Origin of the sequence: Psychrobacter sp. bablab_jr014 (assembly GCF_016464015.1) — a bacterium.
Lineage (GTDB): Bacteria > Pseudomonadota > Gammaproteobacteria > Pseudomonadales > Moraxellaceae > Psychrobacter.
In genome coordinates this window covers 114,845-133,950 of record NZ_JACDXT010000012.1, presented here as the reverse complement: position 1 = coordinate 133,950, position 19,106 = coordinate 114,845, and the positions used below count along the sequence as shown (strand labels likewise).

Here is a 19,106-nt window from a genome sequence, read left to right as displayed (position 1 = left end):
ATTTTAGCATCAGCCCGCAGGGACAGGACTCTTTTTTGCCGCTTCATCGTTAAAAATAAACGCTTAGAATGACTAAACTTATTATTTTTAACATCGAATCGCCTAAAAAATAGTCGCTGTCAGTGCCATGGTCGAATGTTCAACACGCCCTAGATACTTATCATTATTACAGCAGCGCTGCTCAATTTGCACTTGCGCTTATCAAGAAACGACAAGGAGCCGTTATGACAGGTTTATCAAGTGGTTTAAAAGCGCAACAAGGAGCGAGTGTCACAGGCGTGATAGCCTTGGTGATTGGTCTTGTCGTGGCGGGTAAGCTACTGGCTGCTATTGTCCCTGCGCAAATTGGCGATTATCAGTTAACTAAAATGCTCGAAAGCGAGCTGCATGAAGCCAATCAAGAGCGCTTAAGTGCCAAAGAATTTACGACAAAGGTAGATAAGCAACTGCAAATAAATGCTGATTATGACACCACAGCAAAAGAGATATTTACATTTAAAGATAAAAAAGTAGGTCAGTTAGCCATTCACAAACAGTATGAAAAAACGCAGAATTTCTTTGGTAATGTCGATATCGTCAACCGTTTTGAAGGGGATATTGCGCCCACAGCGGCAGAATAACTGACAAAGCCAGATAAGCGCACGCATATAACACTAACACACGTTAAGCATTATACATTGCGCCCAATCATGCAGAAGAGCAGTAGCAAATCTGCAAAAGGGATGCAACAATTCACTCATACAGCACCATACCATTTGTGCCATTATCTGTAGTTATACAGATGGTGTTAAGCACTACTGATATTTATTTACTGCGAACAATTATAGGATAGCCAAAAAGCAACGCATGAAATCAACTGCACCCCAATATAAAGCGACGTCCGCTACCAAAAAAAATACCCCCGCTACGGAAGTAGTCCCTGTCAGCGCTGATTTTCTACAGCGTTTAGCGGTGTTGACGCGCAAGTTGGGCTATGTCTTTGAAGACCCAAGTTTGCCACGCTTGGCATTGACGCACCGCTCTTTTGACAGCAAGAAAAACTACGAGCGCTTGGAATTTTTGGGCGATGCCTTGTTGGGTATGATTGTTGGCGAGGCACTGTATCACCGTTATCCCACACAAAATGAAGGCCGCTTGACCAGAATGCGCGCGACCTTAGTGCGCCAAGAGTCTTTGGTGACCATCGCGCACAAACTTGAGCTGTCCAATCACCTAATTTTGGGTGTGGGCGAGCGTAAAGGTGGCGGTCGCAACCGTGCCTCTATTTTGGCAGACGCGGTTGAGTCGTTACTCGGCGCGATTTATCTGGACAGTCAAGATATTGAGGTGACGCGTCGCTGCGTACTTGCGTGGTATGGTGACTTGATTGACAATGTTAACAACCAAAAAATGCTCAAAGACGCCAAGAGCCGCTTGCAAGAATGGCTACAATCAAAGCAGTTTGATTTGCCCAATTATGAATTGGTCGAAACTCAAGGCAATGCCCCGCATCAAATCTTTGTGGTACGCTGTGAAGTGAATCTCAAAGGCTGTCCTGACATTGTCGAGTCGGGTGAGAGCCGCCGTATTGCGGAACAAAAAGCGGCTGAACTGATGATTAATCAGCTGCACAAACTGCCAAACGCCAGCAAAAAACGCTAGGGCGTGGCCCTATTTTAAAAATGGTGATAAAAATGAGATAAATCGCAGGCAAACAAGGAAAATAGCGTAGGCAATATCAAGATATTGGCCAGCTATTTGACACCGTTTGCCAAAGATTTAGCCATTTTTAGCCCATTTAGCCATAAACGCTTGAATTAGGGACACGCCCTAAACTTTTTATACTCTTTTTATTATTGTGATTGACAGCGTGCTGCTTTATCCGATTGATATCAGCGCGCTTTTGATACCGCCATAGGATTGACCCATGAGCAACCAAAACGACAGCACTAACGACCTTCCAGCAGATGATTTTGTAGCGGATACCGCTGATTCATCAGTGAACAGCGACGCTCGTGATTTAAGCAATGACAATACGATTGATGCTTTTTTTGCTTCAAGCGGCACACAAGCACTTGCGCCTGACTTTAAAGCAGGTTATGTGGCGATTGTTGGTCGTCCGAATGTGGGCAAATCAACCCTGATGAACCATTTGCTTGGGCAAAAGCTGTCCATCACCTCACGTAAACCGCAAACCACGCGTCACCGTATTCATGGCATCTTGTCCAACAGTGAGATGCAGGCGGTATTTGTAGACACGCCAGGTATTCATCACAACGAAGTACGCGCCATTAATGAGCGTATGAATAAAGCCGCTGTGTCAGCGCTTGTTGATGTGGATTTGGTACTGTTTGTCGTTGATTCTGACCAATGGCGCGAAGACGACTTATTGACTTTGCAAAAGCTGGGTGAGACCGACTTAACCGTTGTGTTGGTGATTAATAAAGCCGACACCATCAAGGACAAAGGCAGCATTTTGCCGTTGATTGAGACCTTTAATGACAGCTTTGACTTTGCTGATATCGTACCTGTTTCGGCACTCAAGAATCAAAACCTTGAGCGTTTGCAGCAAGTTATCGCGTCACACTTGCCTGTTGCTGCGCCGATTTATGATACCGAACAAATCACTGATCGCTCAGAGCGCTTTTTAGCGAGTGAAATTATTCGTGAAAAAATCATGCGCAGTGCTGGTGATGAAGTACCGTATGATTTGACCGTACAGATTGATGAGTTTAAAGACGAAGCGGCGCATACCGACCCCAAAACAGGCCGTCGCCGCCGTGCTTGCACCTTTATTGATGCGACCATCTATGTCGAGCGTAGTGGTCAAAAAGCCATTGTGATTGGTGAAAAAGGGCAGCGCATCAAGCAAGTGGGTATGGATGCTCGTAAAGACATGGAGCAGCTGTTTGATAAAAAAGTCATGCTCACCCTGTGGGTAAAAGTCAAGCGCGGCTGGTCGGATGACGAGCGCGCCTTAACCAGCTTGGGTTATTAATTGAAACGCTACTAAAGAGCTGCCATGCGCAATGAATCTCTGACAGGCTATCTATTACACCAGCGCGCCTACCAAGAAAAGCGCGCTTTGTATTGCCTGTTTTCTAAAGAGCATGGCGTGGTACATGGCGTGGGCAAAAAAGGCGCGCCATTATTCACTTGTTTACAGCTGTTTGCGACAGGCAAGCGCGAGCTAAAAACCTTTACCCAAATTGGCATTGCACCTAGTGTAGATACGACCTCTTATCAAGCCATTCAAGGGCAGCAGCAATACGCCGCCCTTTATCTTAATGAAATTCTTTGGCGACTTTTGCCTGTAGAAGATCCCATGCCTGACTTATGGCAGGTGTATCAAGACAGCTTGCAGCAGCTTAAATCCTCAATAGATAATACCGAGCTAAAATGCATCCTGCGCCGTTTTGAGCAAGCACTGTTCGCGCATTTGGGCTTTAGTGTGGCGCTGCATCAAGACCATACACAGACGGCTATCAGCCGTGAGCGCCATTATCAGTTTATGTCTGATAGTGGCTGGCAAGCGGTACCGGATGATGCAGAATTGGCATTTTTAAGCCGTTCTGATGTGTTCTTAGGTCAAGTCATTGTGGATATGGCAAAAACCAACATCACTGCAAGCAATGTCGCAGTGTGGTCGCGTCTGTATCGATTGCTGATTGATCATTTATTAGATCATCAACCGCTACAAAGTCGCCTGCTTTGGCAGCAGCAGCAGCGTTATCAAAATGCACAGCAATAACATGGCAGCCTGACCCACGCTATAACAGATTGAAGTCAAACAGTGACGATAACGAATAGTCAGTAAAAATAATAACAAGGAGATTGTAATGACTGAGACGTCAAAGCGCCCGTTATTGGGTGTCAATATCGACCACGTTGCCACATTGCGCCAAGCGCGCGGCGTTGATTATCCAAGCCCACTAGCAGCAGCACTACTGTGCGAGCAGGCAGGTGCAGATGGCATCACGATTCATTTACGTGAAGATCGCCGCCATATCCAAGATGCCGATGTGTACGCGATTGCTAAGCAGTTAACCACACGTCTAAATTTAGAAATGGCGGCTACCGAAGAGATGCTGGCAATCGCGCTAGAAGTGCAGCCATATTGGGTATGCCTTGTGCCAGAGAAGCGCGAAGAGCTCACGACCGAAGGCGGACTTAATGTTGCAGCTCAAGTGGAGTGGCTGACACCTTATATTAAACAACTGGCCGATGCAGGCACAAAAGTATCGCTATTTATCGACCCCGATGACACGCAGATTCAAGCGGCGATTGACTGCGGCGCGCATGCTATAGAGCTACATACAGGAGCGTACGCTGAGTGTGGCTTAGCCAAAGATACTGCTGCTGAAGCAGAGGAGCTTGAGCGTATTCGTAACGCCGTGCGCTTTGCCAAAACGCAAGCGCCTGACTTGATTGTCAATGCAGGGCATGGCCTAACACGTGATAACGTCGGTGCGATTGCTGATATTCAAGACATCTATGAGCTTAATATCGGCCACGCACTGATTGCTGATGCGGTTTTTGTGGGTTTGGCAGAAGCGGTTAAGCGTATGAAGGCGGCGATGCAATGACATTGCTATAAAGCGTAGTAATGACACATTGACAGTATCACTTAAACACAAAACGCCTATCAGCTTACGATTGATAGGCGTTTTTAATGCATGAAGGTTTTTAACAAACGATAATTTTTAATGAGTGATAATAAGCTGTGGCGATGATTACGCACAATCTGTAGGCTCGGCGACGCTGTCTGGTTTATAAGTGACCTTACCTGTCATGCTAAAAGAAACTTTGTATTTTTGCTGGACTCTACTCGCTATTGGGCAATACTTGATATGTCCCATAAAACCACGCGGCATACCACTATCACCAGCGAAGCGTATATAGTCTCGATTGCCTGCACGTAGATGTATGGTGGCATGTTTAAGCATAAGTCCATGCCTTTTAATGAGCGTGTCATTGGCGGCGCTATAGGTATTATCGTCGTCATTATCAATAAATAGCAGCAGCGCATTACTGCCTTCTTTATCACAACTGCCTGCGCTGTTTGTCAAACATAAATGAATATCTTGACGCCGCGACAGACTCTCGGCCTTTGCTTCGCGTATGGTATTTTCTAGCGCTTGTCGAATGGTTTTTGCTTCTTGAGACGCTAGCATATTGGCTACAGAAGGAGTCGCCATAGTGACTAAAATCGTGAAAATACTGACAGTAATGAGCATTTCAATAAGTGTCAATCCCTGCTCTGAATGCAAAGATATGTATCTTCTGTTTGAACAGACAAAAGAGTCACCTATAGTATTTGGTCGATAAATGTACATATTGTGGTTGTTTTTTTAATATAGGTTAATAAGGTTTTACTGCTGCCATGAAACGTGAAACAGTCAAGTGCTAAGGTAACTATAAGATAAAAATAAATATTTTATCTGTATTTCTCTCGCGCCAGATAAATTTTAAAATAAGAAGCTTCCATGATTTGTTTTAAATTAAATGAAATAATGTTTGCTATATGAATATATACGAAATATATCGACAATGTCAAAAAATGTTTTAATTGGTGAATTTGTTCTTCAAGTGATAGAGAAAAAAAATTGTCTGTATTAAAATCAGCAAAACAAGAGCAAGTCATGTTTACGCTTTATTGCAGCGTTTAGCACGAAGAAGACAACAGTGCAAGAGTGGGTTATATCCATTCACAAATGTACATCAATGTGTTCTTCTTCTAACGCGGTCGTGTAATATTGTGTAGCTGCCTTACAAAAAAAGTTGTAAACTGAATTGATAGTCGATAAGCTACTTTCTAATTGGTTTTGTTGTTTGATTACACATTGATAAGAAATGTTTAATTGCAGCATTTAGTATGTAGTCTTGCTTGACGCATCACTTAAATTATCCTTTGGAGGAAGTCTCATGAAACTTAACAAAATTGCTATCGCTTTGTTAGCTGTTGCTGCGGCACCACTATCAGCAAACGCTGGCGTGACTATTAGCCCACTATTACTAGGCTATCACTACAGTGAAGGCGCAGACGATGAACAGCGTGAGTTGTTTGACGTAAACGGTGATGACAACGGTATCTATAAAGAAAATGGTCTGTACACTGGTGCTGCACTAGGTGTCGAGCTTACCCCATCTACACAGTTCCAAGTCGAATACGGCGTTGCAAACAATGACGGCGTTATCGATGGTAGCGATGTAGAATTTGATGTTGAACAAGAGACAATCTCTGGTAATTTCTTGATCGGTACTGAAGAGTTCACAGGTTACACTGACAATGCTCTAAAACCATACGTATTGGTTGGTGCAGGTCGCTCTAAAATCGAAGTTGAGAACCAAGAAGCATACAATGGCGTTGCCGCTGGTGAAGAACTTGTAGAATCTACCGATACCATCGGTAACCTAGGTCTAGGTGCTATGTACCGCATCAACGACGCATTAAGCCTACGTGGTGAAGCCCGTGCTATCCACAACTTCGACCAAGACTGGTGGGAAGGTATGGCTCTAGCAGGTCTAGAAGTTGTACTAGGTGGTCACTTGGCACCAACCGTTGCTGTACCACCAATGGAAGAGCCTGAAGTTGTCGAAACGCCAGTAGTCATCGTAGACGAAGTTGAAGAAGACATGGACTCTGACGGCGACGGCGTACCTGATAGCATCGATCAGTGCCCGAATACCCCAATGAACCAAGTCGTTGACGCACGTGGCTGCCCAGTCACTGTTGATGTTACTGATGAGCTAAAAATGGAACTGCGCGTATTCTTTGACAATGACAAATCAGTCATCAAGAGCCAGTACCAGCCTGAAATCGCTAAAGTAGCAGAGAAGATGCGTGAGTATCCAAACTCTACAGCGCGTATCGAAGGTCACGCTTCAAAAACTGGTCCATCAGCAAGCTACAACCAACGCCTATCAGAAGCACGTGCTATGGCTGTTAAATCTATGTTGACTAACGAATTTGGTGTTGCACCAAACCGTCTATCAACTGTAGGTTACGGTTATGACCGTCCAATCGCACCAAACGATACTGAAGAAGGTCGTGCAATGAACCGTCGTGTATATGCCATCATCACTGGTGACAAAACCATGACTGTTAACCAAACTAAAGACATGGTTATCCAATAAGACGCAATAGCGGATTAGATAATCCTTTAGTACAAAAAAGCTGCCATTACGGCAGCTTTTTTTGTTTATGTCTACAAGATAATTGCGTAATTACATAAACTTGACTGACAATGATGTTATACTAGCCGCCCAAACACTTTGTAGCTAAGCGGAGTGTGTCGAGCATGGCTGACGATACGATGGATGTATCGGTGTGGATGTTTTGCTTTTACTGTATTGGTGTATAGAGATCAGCACAGTAAATTATCTGGCTGATTAATCACAACAGTTTATCCAGCAGCGCTTACTGCTACTGCATTTTATTAAGACGAAACGAGCATTTTATATGGCGAACGATATTAAACTCCTGCGTAACATTGCAATCATTGCCCACGTTGACCATGGTAAAACCACCTTGGTTGACAAATTATTGCATCAATCAGGCACTTTCGGTGACCGCGCAAACGTTGCTGAGCGTGCAATGGACTCAGGTGACATCGAACAAGAACGTGGTATTACCATTCTTGCAAAAAACACCGCTATCAAATGGCAAAACCCAAAAACCGACACTGAATACCGCATCAACATCGTCGACACCCCAGGCCACGCCGACTTCGGTGGCGAGGTTGAGCGCGTTATGTCAATGGTTGACTGTGTGCTATTGGTAGTTGATGCGGTTGATGGCCCTATGCCACAAACCCGCTTTGTAACTCAAAAAGCTTTCGAACAAGGCCTAAAGCCTATCGTAGTTATCAACAAAATCGACCGTCCAGGCTCACGTCCTGATTGGGTCATGGATCAAATCTTTGATTTGTTTGACAATCTTGGCGCAACTGATGAGCAGCTTGACTTTCCAGTCGTTTACGCATCAGCGCTAAATGGTATTGCTGGTCTTGAAGCGGACAACCTAGCGGACGACATGACGCCACTGTTTGAGACCATCGTTGATGTGGTTGAGCCACCTCAAGTAGAAGCAGATGCGCCTTTCCGCATGCAAATCTCAAGCCTCGACTACAATACCTTTGTTGGTGTTATCGGTATTGGCCGTATCCAACGCGGTAAAGTAAGCACCAATACGCAAGTGACGGTCATTGATAAAGCAGGCAACACCCGTAACGGTCGTATCCTAAAAATCATGGGTTATCATGGTCTTGAGCGTGTCGATGTTGAAGACGCGCAAGCAGGTGATATCGTATGTATCACAGGTATCGATGCGCTAAACATCTCAGACACTATTTGTGATCCTAACCACGTTGAAGCACTGCCACCATTGACTGTTGATCAACCAACGGTATCAATGACCTTCCAAGTTAACAACTCACCATTTGCAGGTCGCGAAGGTAAGTTTGTGACGTCACGTAACATCCGTGAGCGTCTAGAGCGTGAGCTGATTCACAACGTGGCACTACGTGTTGAAGACACAGAGTCTGCTGAGAAGTTCAAAGTCTCTGGCCGTGGTGAGCTGCATTTATCAGTATTGATTGAAAATATGCGCCGCGAAGGCTTTGAGCTGGGTGTATCGCGTCCTGAAGTTATCGTAAAAGAGATCGATGGCGAGCTACAAGAGCCGTATGAAAACGTCGTATTTGATGTGGAAGAAGAGCATCAAGGCGCGATCATGGAGCAGGTGGGTCTGCGTAAAGGCGAAATGACCAATATGGAGCTGGACGGTAAAGGTCGTATGCGTATTGAGGCGACCATGCCAGCACGTGGTTTGATTGGCTTCCGTTCTGAGTTTTTGACCCTAACTTCAGGTTCAGGCATCATGACCTCAAGCTTCTCACATTATGGCCCGCAAAAGGTCGGTGATGTTGGTGGCCGTAGTAATGGCGTCTTGGTATCAATGACCAATGGTACTTGCTTAGGTTTCGCACTATTTAACCTGCAAAAACGCGGTAAGCTGTTTGCTGAGCCACAGCTTGAAGTCTACGAAGGTATGATTGTTGGTCAGAACTCACGTAGTGATGACATGGTGGTTAACCCAACCACAGGTAAGCAGTTGACCAACGTACGTGCAAGTGGTACAGATGAAGCGTTGACGCTAACACCAGCAGTTAAATTCACGCTTGAGCAAGCGCTTGAATACATCGAAGATGATGAGCTGGTAGAAGTAACGCCACAATCAATCCGTATGCGTAAGCGCTTCTTGACTGAAAGCGAACGTAAGCGTCACGGTCGTAAGAAGTAATACAGTCTCATTAGACACAAAAAAGGCTAACCTTAGTTAGCCTTTTTTTACGCTTGAATGTTATGGATAATCTACTTAATTGTTATGCGTAATAGTATCGTATAGGTTATAGACTCATTACTGCGGGGTGACGATGACATTGTCATTGGTGCTGATAAGCACTTCAGAGGGACGATCGACCACGATACGTACCACATTATCATCAGCGGTTTGGGACTTGTAATAATTATCCTCAGCCACGCTGCAACCCAAGCAGCGTCCCATGGCGTTCCACGGCTCAACCACCAATTTTTCTTGGGCTTGATCGGCGTTACCACCGATTAAGGAAAAGGGCAAGCTCACAATATAGGCGGCAGTACCTGTCACTGCCGCTACCAAACCTAAAGGTTTACCAACCACTGTATCGAGGACCATCGTCTCATAAGAAGGGCCAAAGTCGCTCTCATCAATCTCAATAGCGGCATTGGCGGACTGTAGGCTGGCGCATAATAAAGCCGCGCCCGCTATCAAGCTGGCAATATGGGTAGCAAGGCCATATTTTGGCACATGTAGGGCATTGTTTATCATGATTCTGTCCTAAAACTGATAAATAGATAAAAGTGCTGCCCAAAAGCGTAGCCATGTGTTGCGGTGTTGGGCGCATTATACATTTCTATTAAAGCAAGTTGCCTATTAATAAGCAACAAAAATACACTTTTCTGCAAGATTTATTATGGGATTTGCGATTGTTATGATGGCGTGAATGGTTGGCAAACAGGGCAATAAACACTGGCGCGTCCTGCAATTTTTTCATTTGCTAAAGTAGTGCCACACGTAGGGCATGGCTCACCTTCTTTTCCATAAACATGCAGCGTCTGTTGAAAGTAGCCTGTCTGTCCGCTTGCAACCGTGAAATCGCGCAAGGTCGAGCCGCCAAGCTCAATCGCTCGTGCCAAGATGGTTTTAATATGCGCGGTCAATTCTGTAATTTTCGCCTGACTGATGGCAGCGGCAGGGGTTGCAGGATGAATGCCTGCCAAAAATAAACTTTCTGTTGCATAGATATTGCCCACACCCACCACATTCTGCTGTTCCATAATGACGGCTTTGATGGGTTTGTTAATAGGGCGCTGCTTCTTTTCTGAATGTGTGCGCTGAATCAAGTCGTATAAATGCTCGGCGTCAAAACTGTCATCGAGTGGCTCTTTACCTAAGTGGTCGAACAATTTGTGCGCGTAATCATCAAACCACAGCACCGCACCAAAGCGTCTTGGGTCGTGATAATGCAGCTGATTAAGCACACCGTTTTGATTGTCAAAGGTAAATATCAAATGATCGTGTTTGCGTTTTTTACTATCTGCTGGATGCTGTTGCAAGCTGCCCGACATGCCCAAATGGACAATTAATTTAAGTGGTGGAGTGTTATCTTTAGCAAACGTTAAGATTAAATATTTGGCACGGCGCTCTGTTTGCTCAAGGTGATAGCCAATAAGCTTGTCTAAATCAGACGGTATCATCCAGCGCAGTTTGGGCTGAAAAACTTGTACGTTGACTACTCTCTGTCCAAGTAAGGGCTTGAGGCTGGTTTTGGTGGTTTCAACTTCAGGTAATTCAGGCATAGCGTCCCAATACGGCAAATAAATCAAAAACAAGTAAGGTCATGTCGCATGGCAACCATCATGGTGGCTGCCGTGCTGATTGTGAAAGTTGTAAGGGCGGCAATCACCGCTAAAGCTGGCTTAGACAACAGCGCGGCGGGCATGCAAAATACCAGGTTGCTGCTCAAGTTTTGCCAGAAGTTTGGACAAGTGCGCCAAACCCGATACCTCAACATGGAACTTTAAAAAAGCGATATTCTCATCATTACTAAGGGTCTCAACCTGTCGGATATTGACATTTTCCTTATCAATCACTTGGGTCAAATCACGCAGTAAACCACGGCGATCATAAGCTTCGATATGAATATCTACGGGTTGGTAGCGGCCTGATTTAGATTTCCATGCCGCGCTGATTTCACGCTCAGGGTCACGCTCAATCAGACGCAGATATTCAGGGCAGCCACGGTTATGAATGCTGACGCCACGCGACTGAGTGATATAGCCTGAGATAGGCTCGCCATGTACAGGATGGCAACAGCCTGCCAAACTGATATCAATATTGTCTAGACCATCGATACAAATTTTATAGGCGTCCAGTTTCCCCGTTGATTTGGGGTCGACACTGGGGGTGTAATCCTCATCGTCTTTTTCAGGCTCGAGCTGTAGCTGACGCGAGATGTGCGTGGTCAGCTGGTTCATGCCTATCTCACCCGTTACCAAACCGACGATAATGTCATCGGTGGTATTGACGTTAAAGTATTGCAAATAGTCGTTTAAATCAATGCTGTTCGGATGGACAGAAAGACGTTCCAACTCTTTGCTTAGCATTTGGCGACCAATTTCGATATTTTTATCACGGTCTTGGCGATTAAACCATTGACGCAGCTTGGAGCGCGCGCGGTTGGTATGAATATAGCCAAGTGAGGCAACCAACCAATCGCGATTGGGTTCTCGCGAAGACTTGGTAATAATCTCAACCTGTTCACCTGTTTTTAACAAATAGGTGAGGGGCACGTAGCGCTGATTGACGCGCGCCGCTTGAGCACGATTACCCACTTGGGTATGCACGTAGTAAGCAAAATCGAGTACCGTTGCGCCTTTTGGCAGCTCGGTAATATCACCATCACGGCTAAAGATATAAATACGCTCAAGACCATCAAAATCAACGGTTTGTTCATCATCGTCTAAATCAAGCGTATCGTCCCCATCAATAGATTTGCCTTGCTGATTGCGCACTTCGTTATTGATAGAGAGCAACTGACGCAAAGAGCTGATTTTTTGGTTCAGATAATTGTCTTTTTTATTCTTGAGTCCTTCTTTGTAGTTGACGTGGGCGCACATGCCCAGTTCTGCTTCAAAGTGCATCTCGTGTGTACGAATCTGAACTTCTAATGATTTATTTTCTGCAATCACCGCCGTATGCAGTGAGCGGTAGCCATTGGGTTTTGGGTTGGTAATATAGTCATCAAACTGCTCAGGAATATAGCGCCACAAGCCATGCACCAAGCCCAAAACGTGATAGCAGTCAGAAGGATTGTCTACCAGCACGCGCAGCGCACGGATATCGTACAGTTGGTCAAAGGACAAGCCTTTGAGCTTCATTTTGCGATAAATAGAATAAATATGTTTGACGCGCCCAGACACTTCACCAGCAATGCCTGCATTGTCTAGTGCTTCTGACAGTTTGTCTTCAACGCGCTGAATATAGGCTTCGCGCTCACTACGTTTTTCGGACAACAGCTTGGCAATTTCTTTATAGCGCTCAGGTGCAAGATAGCGAAATGCTAAATCTTCCAGCTCCCATTTTAGCTGGGCTATGCCAAGGCGGTGGGCGAGAGGCGCATAAATTGTCATCACTTCACGTGCCACACGGCGTTGACGCTCTTCGCCACCAAAAGACAGCTCTCGCATAGCAAAAGTGCGCTCGGCAAGTTTAATGAGCACCACGCGAACATCGTTGGTGACAGAGATGAGCATGCTATAAATGTTTGACAGCTGGTCACGCTGATTGTTTACAAAGTGATCTTCGAGGCGCTTGTTACTCTCGATAATCTCAGAGAGTTGCCCCATGGCGAGCGTGTCTTTTACCAAGGTAGACACTTGAGCGCCGAAACGCTCCTCAATATCTGCCATGCTAATCAGACGTTTGCGCGCACTGCGGTACAGCATCGCCGCGACAAGCGCATCTTCATCTTGATACAAATAGGTTAAGATATCCGTCATACCAATGCCCGTGACATAAGCGCCCGAGCGTTCAGACTTGCTGGTATTCATACGGCTACGGATAAATTCGCAGGCAAAAGCCAAATCAGGCACGCTGTCTTGACCAATACGCTTGGCCACATTATCAAGCCATGCAGGTACGTCAATGTTGGCCTGATCAGTATCGTCATCAGCGATGGCTGCAAGATCATCGGACGTTAAGGCATTTTCATCAAAAATGCTGTCTTCTAAGGGCGCATAGCGTTCAGAGCGATCAAAGGTGGTATGGAGTTTGTGAGTACTGAGCTGTTTTTTAATATCAAACGGTACTTGTGCGTAGCTATTGGCAGATTGATGCGAGCGTTGGTTGGCTACCAGCTGAGCTGCTGAGGTCGCGCTGTCTGCCTCAGTCGTTTGTCCATCTACCAATGGTAGCCCTTCTCGAATCTTGACCATAGCCGACTCCTCTTAGCTATTTAGGGACAATAGTTGTCTCGTTATTATTCGTGTTGTATCAGTTGTTTAATAGGTACTTATCCATGCGCCATGCCAGCAATAGACTTTTATAACGTGCAGATACGACGATGCGTCATTGCCAAACCGCGTTATGGCTATGAAACTAAAAGTTTATCTGATAACAAAAGTGTGGTTGGTGAAAATTTTCAACACGCCCTAAACATGTCACAGGGATTCAGTACATATTCTAAAGAAGCAGCCAATCCTTGGTCACTTATCCTGCTATTATGTCACCTCAAAGTTACAATTCAAGCGATAAACTGTAATTATCCTGCCATATAACGTAATACAGTACCATGTTAAAGACGGACTTTTGCCTTTTAATAAGGCCATATAGGGTAATGTATAATGATGACAGTAATAAGACAGTCAGTATGCGCCATCACACATACTGACTCTACCTTGCCTCAAAACCTCGATAATCAGTCTTTTATTTTTTCAAAACGGGCAATCGATTCAACGTGTCCAGTATGACAGAACATATCCATCACCCCTGCATGCGTTAGGCGGTAGCCGTTATCGAGCAGCGCTTTGGTATCGCGGGCGAGTGTGGCAGGGTTACAAGACACATAGACGATACGCTCAGCATTAAAGTTGGGCAGGTATTGCATAATCTCCCACGCTCCAGAGCGCGGCGGATCGATAAGTAGGGCATCAAAGCCTTGGTTTGCCCATGGCTCGTTTGAGCAATCTTGAGTCAGGTCTTGGGTGTAAAATTCTGCATGCTCAATGCCATTGCGTGCTGCATTGTGTGCGGCGCGCTCAGTCATCGCATCACTGCCTTCCACGCCAATGACTTTACCTGTCTCACCGACCAGACGTGCTAGTGGTAAGCTAAAATTGCCCAAACCACTGAACAAGTCCAACACGCGCTCGCCTGCTTTTAAGTTCAGCAGCTCGCACGCCAGCTTAGTCATCTGACGGTTTACCGATAAGTTGACCTGTGTAAAGTCGGTAGGAATAAACTCGTAGGTCAAGTCATACTCAGGCAGCTGATAATACAAGCGTCCAAACTGACGGCTGGTATCATCGTCCGCATGCAGTGCCACACGGTGGATGCTGTCCACGCCTTTCGGCTGCAAATAGAGCTGCCAATTACGCTCGGCAAAAAAAGCTTTGAGCTTGTCAATATCGCTGTCTGATAACGGCTCAAGATGACGCACAATCAGCGCAACAGGTTGATTGCCATCAGGCAGCTCGGGCAGTGCTTCACCCATTGCCAGCTCTAATTGAGCAATAGTACTGCGACCTTCTAAACTGCTGACGAGTGCCTTTAGGTTTTCAATCTCAAAGCCAATGCGCTCATCTAAAATGTGGCACTCGTTTAATTCTGCCAAAAAGTTGCTGGCGCGCTCACGAAAGCCCACAAGCGCGGTGTCTTTTTTGGCGACATAGCGCACGCCCAAACGCGCTTTAGTGCGGTAGCCCAAACGGTCACCCACGATAGGTGGTAGCCAGTTGTCAGGCTGGATATCGGCTTGGTGCGCGAGCAGCTCAGCAAGGACAGACTGTTTGAAATGAATCTGCCCATCAGGCTGCCAGTGCTGCAAGCTACAGCCACCGCATACGCCAAAGTGCGGGCAGGGCGGGGTAGCACGCTCAGGATTGGGGTTGCTGAGTAGGGCGACCGCGTCACCTTCTTCAAAGCTGTTGCGGCTGTTGGTCAGCTGCACATCAACGTGCTCACCAGGCAAGGCAAAACTCACAAAGACCTTTTTCCCATGCTTATCAGTGATGTGGCTCTCATGTTCGCTGTAGCCGTTACCATAGACTGCGACACCGCGACCATCATGCGATAGACTATCAATGACAAACGGTACAGGTGCTGCGTCTTTTAAGCGGCGGCGCACCTTGGATGACGGCTTTGATTTTTTCTTGCTCGGTGGGGTAATAATAGCGTTTGCCTTAGCGGCGCGTTTTGAATCGGTGGGTTGCATAAACCTGCCTATAGTCGTCAACTGCCTGAATTGGCAGTAAAAATGGGTTCACTATGAATGGCAGCAATTTTACCATAGAATGCCAATGACAACGGCGGCTGTCTGTGCAATTGCATAGATAAAACGCGCAGGCATAAAAATAGCGACCGCTTAGGGTCGCTATTGGTGTCACTCAGTCGATTGATATTATTGATACATTACGCCGCTTTTTTAAAGCGTTTGCGGTACATTTTGCGGATGATGGGCATAAATACCATCAATACCACAAGTACCCATAGTGACATGGTGATTGGGCTGCCCCAAAGGATAGACAATTCGCCTTGCGAGATAGATAGTGCGCGGCGTAGGTTAGACTCCATAAGCTCACCCAATACATAGCCTAAAATAAGCGCTGATAGTGGGAAGTGCAGCTTACGTAAGAAGTAACCAAAGATACCCAAACCAACCATAAACACCATATCAAACGTGGTGCTGTTGATAGAATACACACCAACGAAGCTGATGGCTGCGATTGATGGAATCAAGATGTAGTTGGGTACATTAAGTAGCTTTGAGAAAAAGCCAACCAATGGGATGTTCATGACGAGCAAAATCACGTTACAGATAAACAGTGACGCAATCAAACCCCAAACAATATCAGGTTGCTCAGTAAATAGCTGTGGGCCTGGCGTGATGTTATAAAGGGTCAATGCACCCATCATAACCGCCGTCGTGCCAGAACCTGGTACACCCAAAGTCAACATGGGTACAAACGAACCACATGCTGATGCGTTGTTTGCCGCTTCTGGTGATGCTAAGCCGCGTAAATCGCCGTCACCAAACTTACCCTCGTCGCCTGCAATTTTGCGCTCACTGGCATACGTCATTGCACTGGCGATGGTCGCGCCTGCGCCTGGCAGAATACCAACGAAAAAGCCCATGATGCCACTGCGAATCATTGAGCCAAAGGCAAAGGTAAACTCTTTTAGGTTAAATAAACTGCGCTTGCCTTGCTCGACGATTTTACCGCCGACACTGGTGCGCTCAAGCAAAATTAGAATTTCACTGACGCTAAAGAAACCAATAACGATGGTCGTAAACTGAATGCCATCTGCTAGGTTAACTGAGTCGAAAGTGAAACGGTAAATACCTGTCACGGCATCAACACCAACGGTCGCAAGACCCAAACCAATCAAGGCAGAAACCGCTGTTTTGACAGGCTGGTCGCCGACCAAACCGCTCAAACACGTCACCGCGAAGACCATCAATACAAAGTATTCTGCAGGGCCAAAGGATACTGCCCACTTTGCCAATAAAGGCGCGAACAAAATCACACCCACTGTCGCAATGGTCGAACCAAAGAACGATGCGACCGCTGAGATAGAAAGGGCAATACCTGCTTTACCTTGCGTGGCCAGCGGGTTGCCATCAAGCGAGGTCATCACTGCTGCCGCTGAACCAGGGACGTTCAGCAAGATAGCCGAAATACGACCACCGTACTCACAGCCCAAATATACCGCAGCCAGCAAAATCAGCGCACTCTCAGGCGGCAGACCTAAGGCAAAGGCAAAGGGCAATAGAATCGCCACACCGTTAATCGGGCCAAGACCAGGTAACATACCTACAATCGTACCGATGAATGCACCAATAAGCGCAATCAGTAAGTTTTTAGGCAGCATTGCCACGGAAAAACCGTGCATTAAAAAATCAAAAGTATCCATAAGTGCTACCCCATTATTCCTGATAAAATTCCGAGTGGCAGAATAACGTCTAGTGCCATATCAAATAAGGCATAGAGTACAAAACTGATCACAACTGAGAAAATAAGGCTTTTAATAGGATTGCCTGCGAATAACAAACCAACCGCAAAACACATCAGGGCGGTAGCCACAATAAAGCCTAGCGGCTCAAAAATTAAACTATAAATGAGTAATGCGCTGACGCACAATACAAGGTTACGAATGACGACTTTGTTGTACCCTAAATCAATCGCTTTGGCGAATTTTGCTGGACGAAAGGCAACAAATAGCGCCATGAGTGCCAACAAGCCGAAGATCAGCATAGGGTATGGCCGTGGACCAATTGGGTCGTAGGCGATAGGAGCGACATAACCGATAGCCAAATAGACTAAAAATAAGCTAAACAGTCCCATCAGTCCCGAGAACACACGTTCCATTGTCATAGAAGTATTCCTTAAATTTTGAAATAAAAAGGTTGATAGATATGGCATCTGTCAACCTTCGATAAATACTATAAATTTGAGTATTCAATCATTAAGGGGATGGGGTCTTAACGAGACTACTTGGCGCCAGCCTCAGTCAGACCATACTCAGCTGACAATTCACGCAGCTCACCAGTACGTTTGTAGACATACTGCTGTAGTTCTTCGCCTGTCATAGAGAAGGGTAGGAGTTCTTGCTGCTCACGTAATTGAGCAAATTTTGGATCGGCAAGCATCTTATCGAAGCTCTCTTTCCACCAGTTGTACGCGCTGTCGCTCACATCTGGACCCATGTAGTAACCACGGACAACAGGCCAGACCACATCATAGCCTTGCTCTTTTGCGGTTGGTAGTTCACTGAGGCTGCCTTCTAGACGCTCATCAGAGAATACGGCAAGCACGCGTAGTTTACCAGCATCCACTTGTGGCATCAGCTCTGCAATACCTGAGCTCACCGCAGTCACGTGGTTACCCATAACCGCAGTCATGGCTTCGCCGCCGCCTTCCATAGCGACGTAGGTCATGTCTTTAGGATCGATACCAGCAGCTTTTGCCAAGATAGCGGTCTGTAGCCAATCTTGACCACCCACACTACCACCAGCACCAAAGCTTACAGATTTAGGGTCTTTTTTAAGAGCAGCAACGAGATCGTCTAAGTTTTTCATTGGTGAGTCAGCATTTACTGCAACAGCGCCGTAGTCTGTACCCACGCCTGCTAACCAGCGAACGTCCTTTTCAGTGAACTGACCGAATTTACCTTGTGATAAATTTAGGATAGAGCCAGTTGAAAAGGCGATAATCGCGTCTTCATTTGCGCGGTCGTTAGCAACGATTTTGTTATACGCCACAGCACCAACGCCACCTGGCATATAGGTAACGCGCATTGGGCTTTCAAGAATACCTGTATCCTTTAGACCGCTTTGTGCCAACTTACAGGTCAAATCAAAACCGCCGCCTGGCTTTGCAGGAGCGATACATTCAGGACGTGATGGACCTTCAAAAGAGCCTTCAGCACTCGCGCTGGCATCAGCACCAGCAGCAGTTTCATTGCTTGCATTATTACACGCGGTAAGGGAAAGAACAGACAGGCCAAGCGCCAAATAGGATAGTTTTTTCACACTACACTCCTTGTGTGTTAAATCATGCTAAAGATAATAGCATTGCATACCAATGATTATTACCGCATGAGCATTTATTGATGAATATGCACCCCAAAATAGTTTTAAGGCTATGCTGCATACTGTGGATGGTAGGGTGCAAACAGTACGCGCATAGCCAATAAACATAAGCAAATAATAGACATTATGTTTAGGTTATCTAAATTAAGATAAATAGAGAGGGCTGTGAATCTAACAGATGAAGTGCAGTAGAAGCGGCGTGCAGAATGAGGG

15 protein-coding genes are annotated in these 19,106 nt (G+C 45.9%); 7 read left to right on the top strand and 8 right to left on the bottom strand.

The genetic code is table 11. From position 1 onward, the window contains the following. Nucleotides 1-224 precede the first annotated feature (224 nt). From JIE71_RS03915 to pdxJ, 5 genes are all read left to right on the top strand, one after another. A complete protein-coding gene (locus JIE71_RS03915) occupies nt 225-620 on the top strand; it encodes a DUF4845 domain-containing protein (protein WP_199507421.1) in 396 nt (131 codons plus the stop codon). Between the two features lie 226 nt (nt 621-846). Beyond that, nucleotides 847-1,641, top strand: a complete 795-nt coding sequence (rnc, locus tag JIE71_RS03910) for a ribonuclease III (protein WP_199507420.1) — start codon at nt 847-849, stop codon at nt 1,639-1,641. A 265-nt stretch (nt 1,642-1,906) separates the two neighbouring features. After that, nucleotides 1,907-2,977, top strand: a complete 1,071-nt coding sequence (era, locus tag JIE71_RS03905) for a GTPase Era (protein WP_206767391.1) — start codon at nt 1,907-1,909, stop codon at nt 2,975-2,977. Nucleotides 2,978-3,001: 24 nt separating this feature from the next. Further along, nucleotides 3,002-3,730: a DNA repair protein RecO gene (gene recO / locus JIE71_RS03900; RefSeq protein ID WP_199507419.1), complete on the top strand. Its 729-nt coding sequence runs from the start codon at nt 3,002-3,004 to the stop codon at nt 3,728-3,730. An 88-nt stretch (nt 3,731-3,818) separates the two neighbouring features. Continuing rightward, a complete protein-coding gene (pdxJ, locus tag JIE71_RS03895) occupies nt 3,819-4,565 on the top strand; it encodes a pyridoxine 5'-phosphate synthase (RefSeq protein WP_199507418.1) in 747 nt (248 codons plus the stop codon). Between the two features lie 147 nt (nt 4,566-4,712). Here pdxJ and JIE71_RS03890 read toward each other — a convergent pair whose 3' ends face one another. After that, nucleotides 4,713-5,315, bottom strand: coding sequence for a GspH/FimT family pseudopilin (locus JIE71_RS03890; RefSeq protein WP_228284531.1), 603 nt, complete (start codon nt 5,313-5,315; stop codon nt 4,713-4,715). Between the two features lie 589 nt (nt 5,316-5,904). Between JIE71_RS03890 and JIE71_RS03885 the strand changes: the two genes are divergently transcribed. Continuing rightward, nucleotides 5,905-7,116: an OmpA family protein gene (locus JIE71_RS03885; RefSeq protein ID WP_199507416.1), complete on the top strand. Its 1,212-nt coding sequence runs from the start codon at nt 5,905-5,907 to the stop codon at nt 7,114-7,116. Between the two features lie 325 nt (nt 7,117-7,441). Beyond that, nucleotides 7,442-9,283, top strand: coding sequence for a translational GTPase TypA (gene typA, locus JIE71_RS03880; RefSeq protein WP_199507415.1), 1,842 nt, complete (start codon nt 7,442-7,444; stop codon nt 9,281-9,283). Between the two features lie 117 nt (nt 9,284-9,400). Here typA and JIE71_RS03875 read toward each other — a convergent pair whose 3' ends face one another. The 7 genes from JIE71_RS03875 to JIE71_RS03845 all read right to left on the bottom strand — a co-directional run bounded on the left by JIE71_RS03875 (nt 9,401) and on the right by JIE71_RS03845 (nt 18,833). After that, nucleotides 9,401-9,850, bottom strand: a complete 450-nt coding sequence (locus JIE71_RS03875; protein ID WP_199507414.1) for a hypothetical protein — start codon at nt 9,848-9,850, stop codon at nt 9,401-9,403. Between the two features lie 161 nt (nt 9,851-10,011). Further along, a complete protein-coding gene (mutM, locus tag JIE71_RS03870; protein WP_199507413.1) occupies nt 10,012-10,881 on the bottom strand; it encodes a bifunctional DNA-formamidopyrimidine glycosylase/DNA-(apurinic or apyrimidinic site) lyase in 870 nt (289 codons plus the stop codon). A gap of 120 nt (nt 10,882-11,001) precedes the next feature. Beyond that, complete coding sequence (locus JIE71_RS03865) at nt 11,002-13,518, bottom strand: RelA/SpoT family protein (protein WP_199507412.1); 2,517 nt, start codon at nt 13,516-13,518, stop codon at nt 11,002-11,004. A 482-nt stretch (nt 13,519-14,000) separates the two neighbouring features. Beyond that, the gene (rlmD, locus tag JIE71_RS03860) at nt 14,001-15,515 is read right to left on the bottom strand and encodes a 23S rRNA (uracil(1939)-C(5))-methyltransferase RlmD (protein ID WP_199507411.1); all 1,515 of its coding nucleotides are present in this window, start codon (nt 15,513-15,515) and stop codon (nt 14,001-14,003) included. Between the two features lie 197 nt (nt 15,516-15,712). Beyond that, nucleotides 15,713-17,215, bottom strand: a complete 1,503-nt coding sequence (locus JIE71_RS03855; RefSeq protein WP_199507410.1) for a tripartite tricarboxylate transporter permease — start codon at nt 17,213-17,215, stop codon at nt 15,713-15,715. A gap of 5 nt (nt 17,216-17,220) precedes the next feature. Further along, nucleotides 17,221-17,676 (bottom strand): tripartite tricarboxylate transporter TctB family protein, encoded by a 456-nt coding sequence (locus tag JIE71_RS03850; protein ID WP_199507409.1) that lies wholly within the window; start codon nt 17,674-17,676, stop codon nt 17,221-17,223. Between the two features lie 116 nt (nt 17,677-17,792). Continuing rightward, a complete protein-coding gene (locus JIE71_RS03845) occupies nt 17,793-18,833 on the bottom strand; it encodes a Bug family tripartite tricarboxylate transporter substrate binding protein (protein WP_199507408.1) in 1,041 nt (346 codons plus the stop codon). Nucleotides 18,834-19,106 lie beyond the last annotated feature (273 nt).

Coding starts and splice junctions, on each gene's coding strand:
- JIE71_RS03890 (WP_228284531.1), bottom strand. CDS start 5,315: ATGTACATTTATCGACCAAATACTATAGGTGACTCTTTTGTCTGTTCA.
- JIE71_RS03885 (WP_199507416.1), top strand. CDS start 5,905: ATGAAACTTAACAAAATTGCTATCGCTTTGTTAGCTGTTGCTGCGGCA.
- mutM (WP_199507413.1), bottom strand. CDS start 10,881: ATGCCTGAATTACCTGAAGTTGAAACCACCAAAACCAGCCTCAAGCCC.
- rlmD (WP_199507411.1), bottom strand. CDS start 15,515: ATGCAACCCACCGATTCAAAACGCGCCGCTAAGGCAAACGCTATTATT.
- rnc (WP_199507420.1), top strand. CDS start 847: ATGAAATCAACTGCACCCCAATATAAAGCGACGTCCGCTACCAAAAAA.
- typA (WP_199507415.1), top strand. CDS start 7,442: ATGGCGAACGATATTAAACTCCTGCGTAACATTGCAATCATTGCCCAC.
- pdxJ (WP_199507418.1), top strand. CDS start 3,819: ATGACTGAGACGTCAAAGCGCCCGTTATTGGGTGTCAATATCGACCAC.
- JIE71_RS03850 (WP_199507409.1), bottom strand. CDS start 17,676: ATGACAATGGAACGTGTGTTCTCGGGACTGATGGGACTGTTTAGCTTA.
- JIE71_RS03855 (WP_199507410.1), bottom strand. CDS start 17,215: ATGGATACTTTTGATTTTTTAATGCACGGTTTTTCCGTGGCAATGCTG.
- recO (WP_199507419.1), top strand. CDS start 3,002: ATGCGCAATGAATCTCTGACAGGCTATCTATTACACCAGCGCGCCTAC.
- era (WP_206767391.1), top strand. CDS start 1,907: ATGAGCAACCAAAACGACAGCACTAACGACCTTCCAGCAGATGATTTT.
- JIE71_RS03915 (WP_199507421.1), top strand. CDS start 225: ATGACAGGTTTATCAAGTGGTTTAAAAGCGCAACAAGGAGCGAGTGTC.
- JIE71_RS03875 (WP_199507414.1), bottom strand. CDS start 9,850: ATGATAAACAATGCCCTACATGTGCCAAAATATGGCCTTGCTACCCAT.
- JIE71_RS03865 (WP_199507412.1), bottom strand. CDS start 13,518: ATGGTCAAGATTCGAGAAGGGCTACCATTGGTAGATGGACAAACGACT.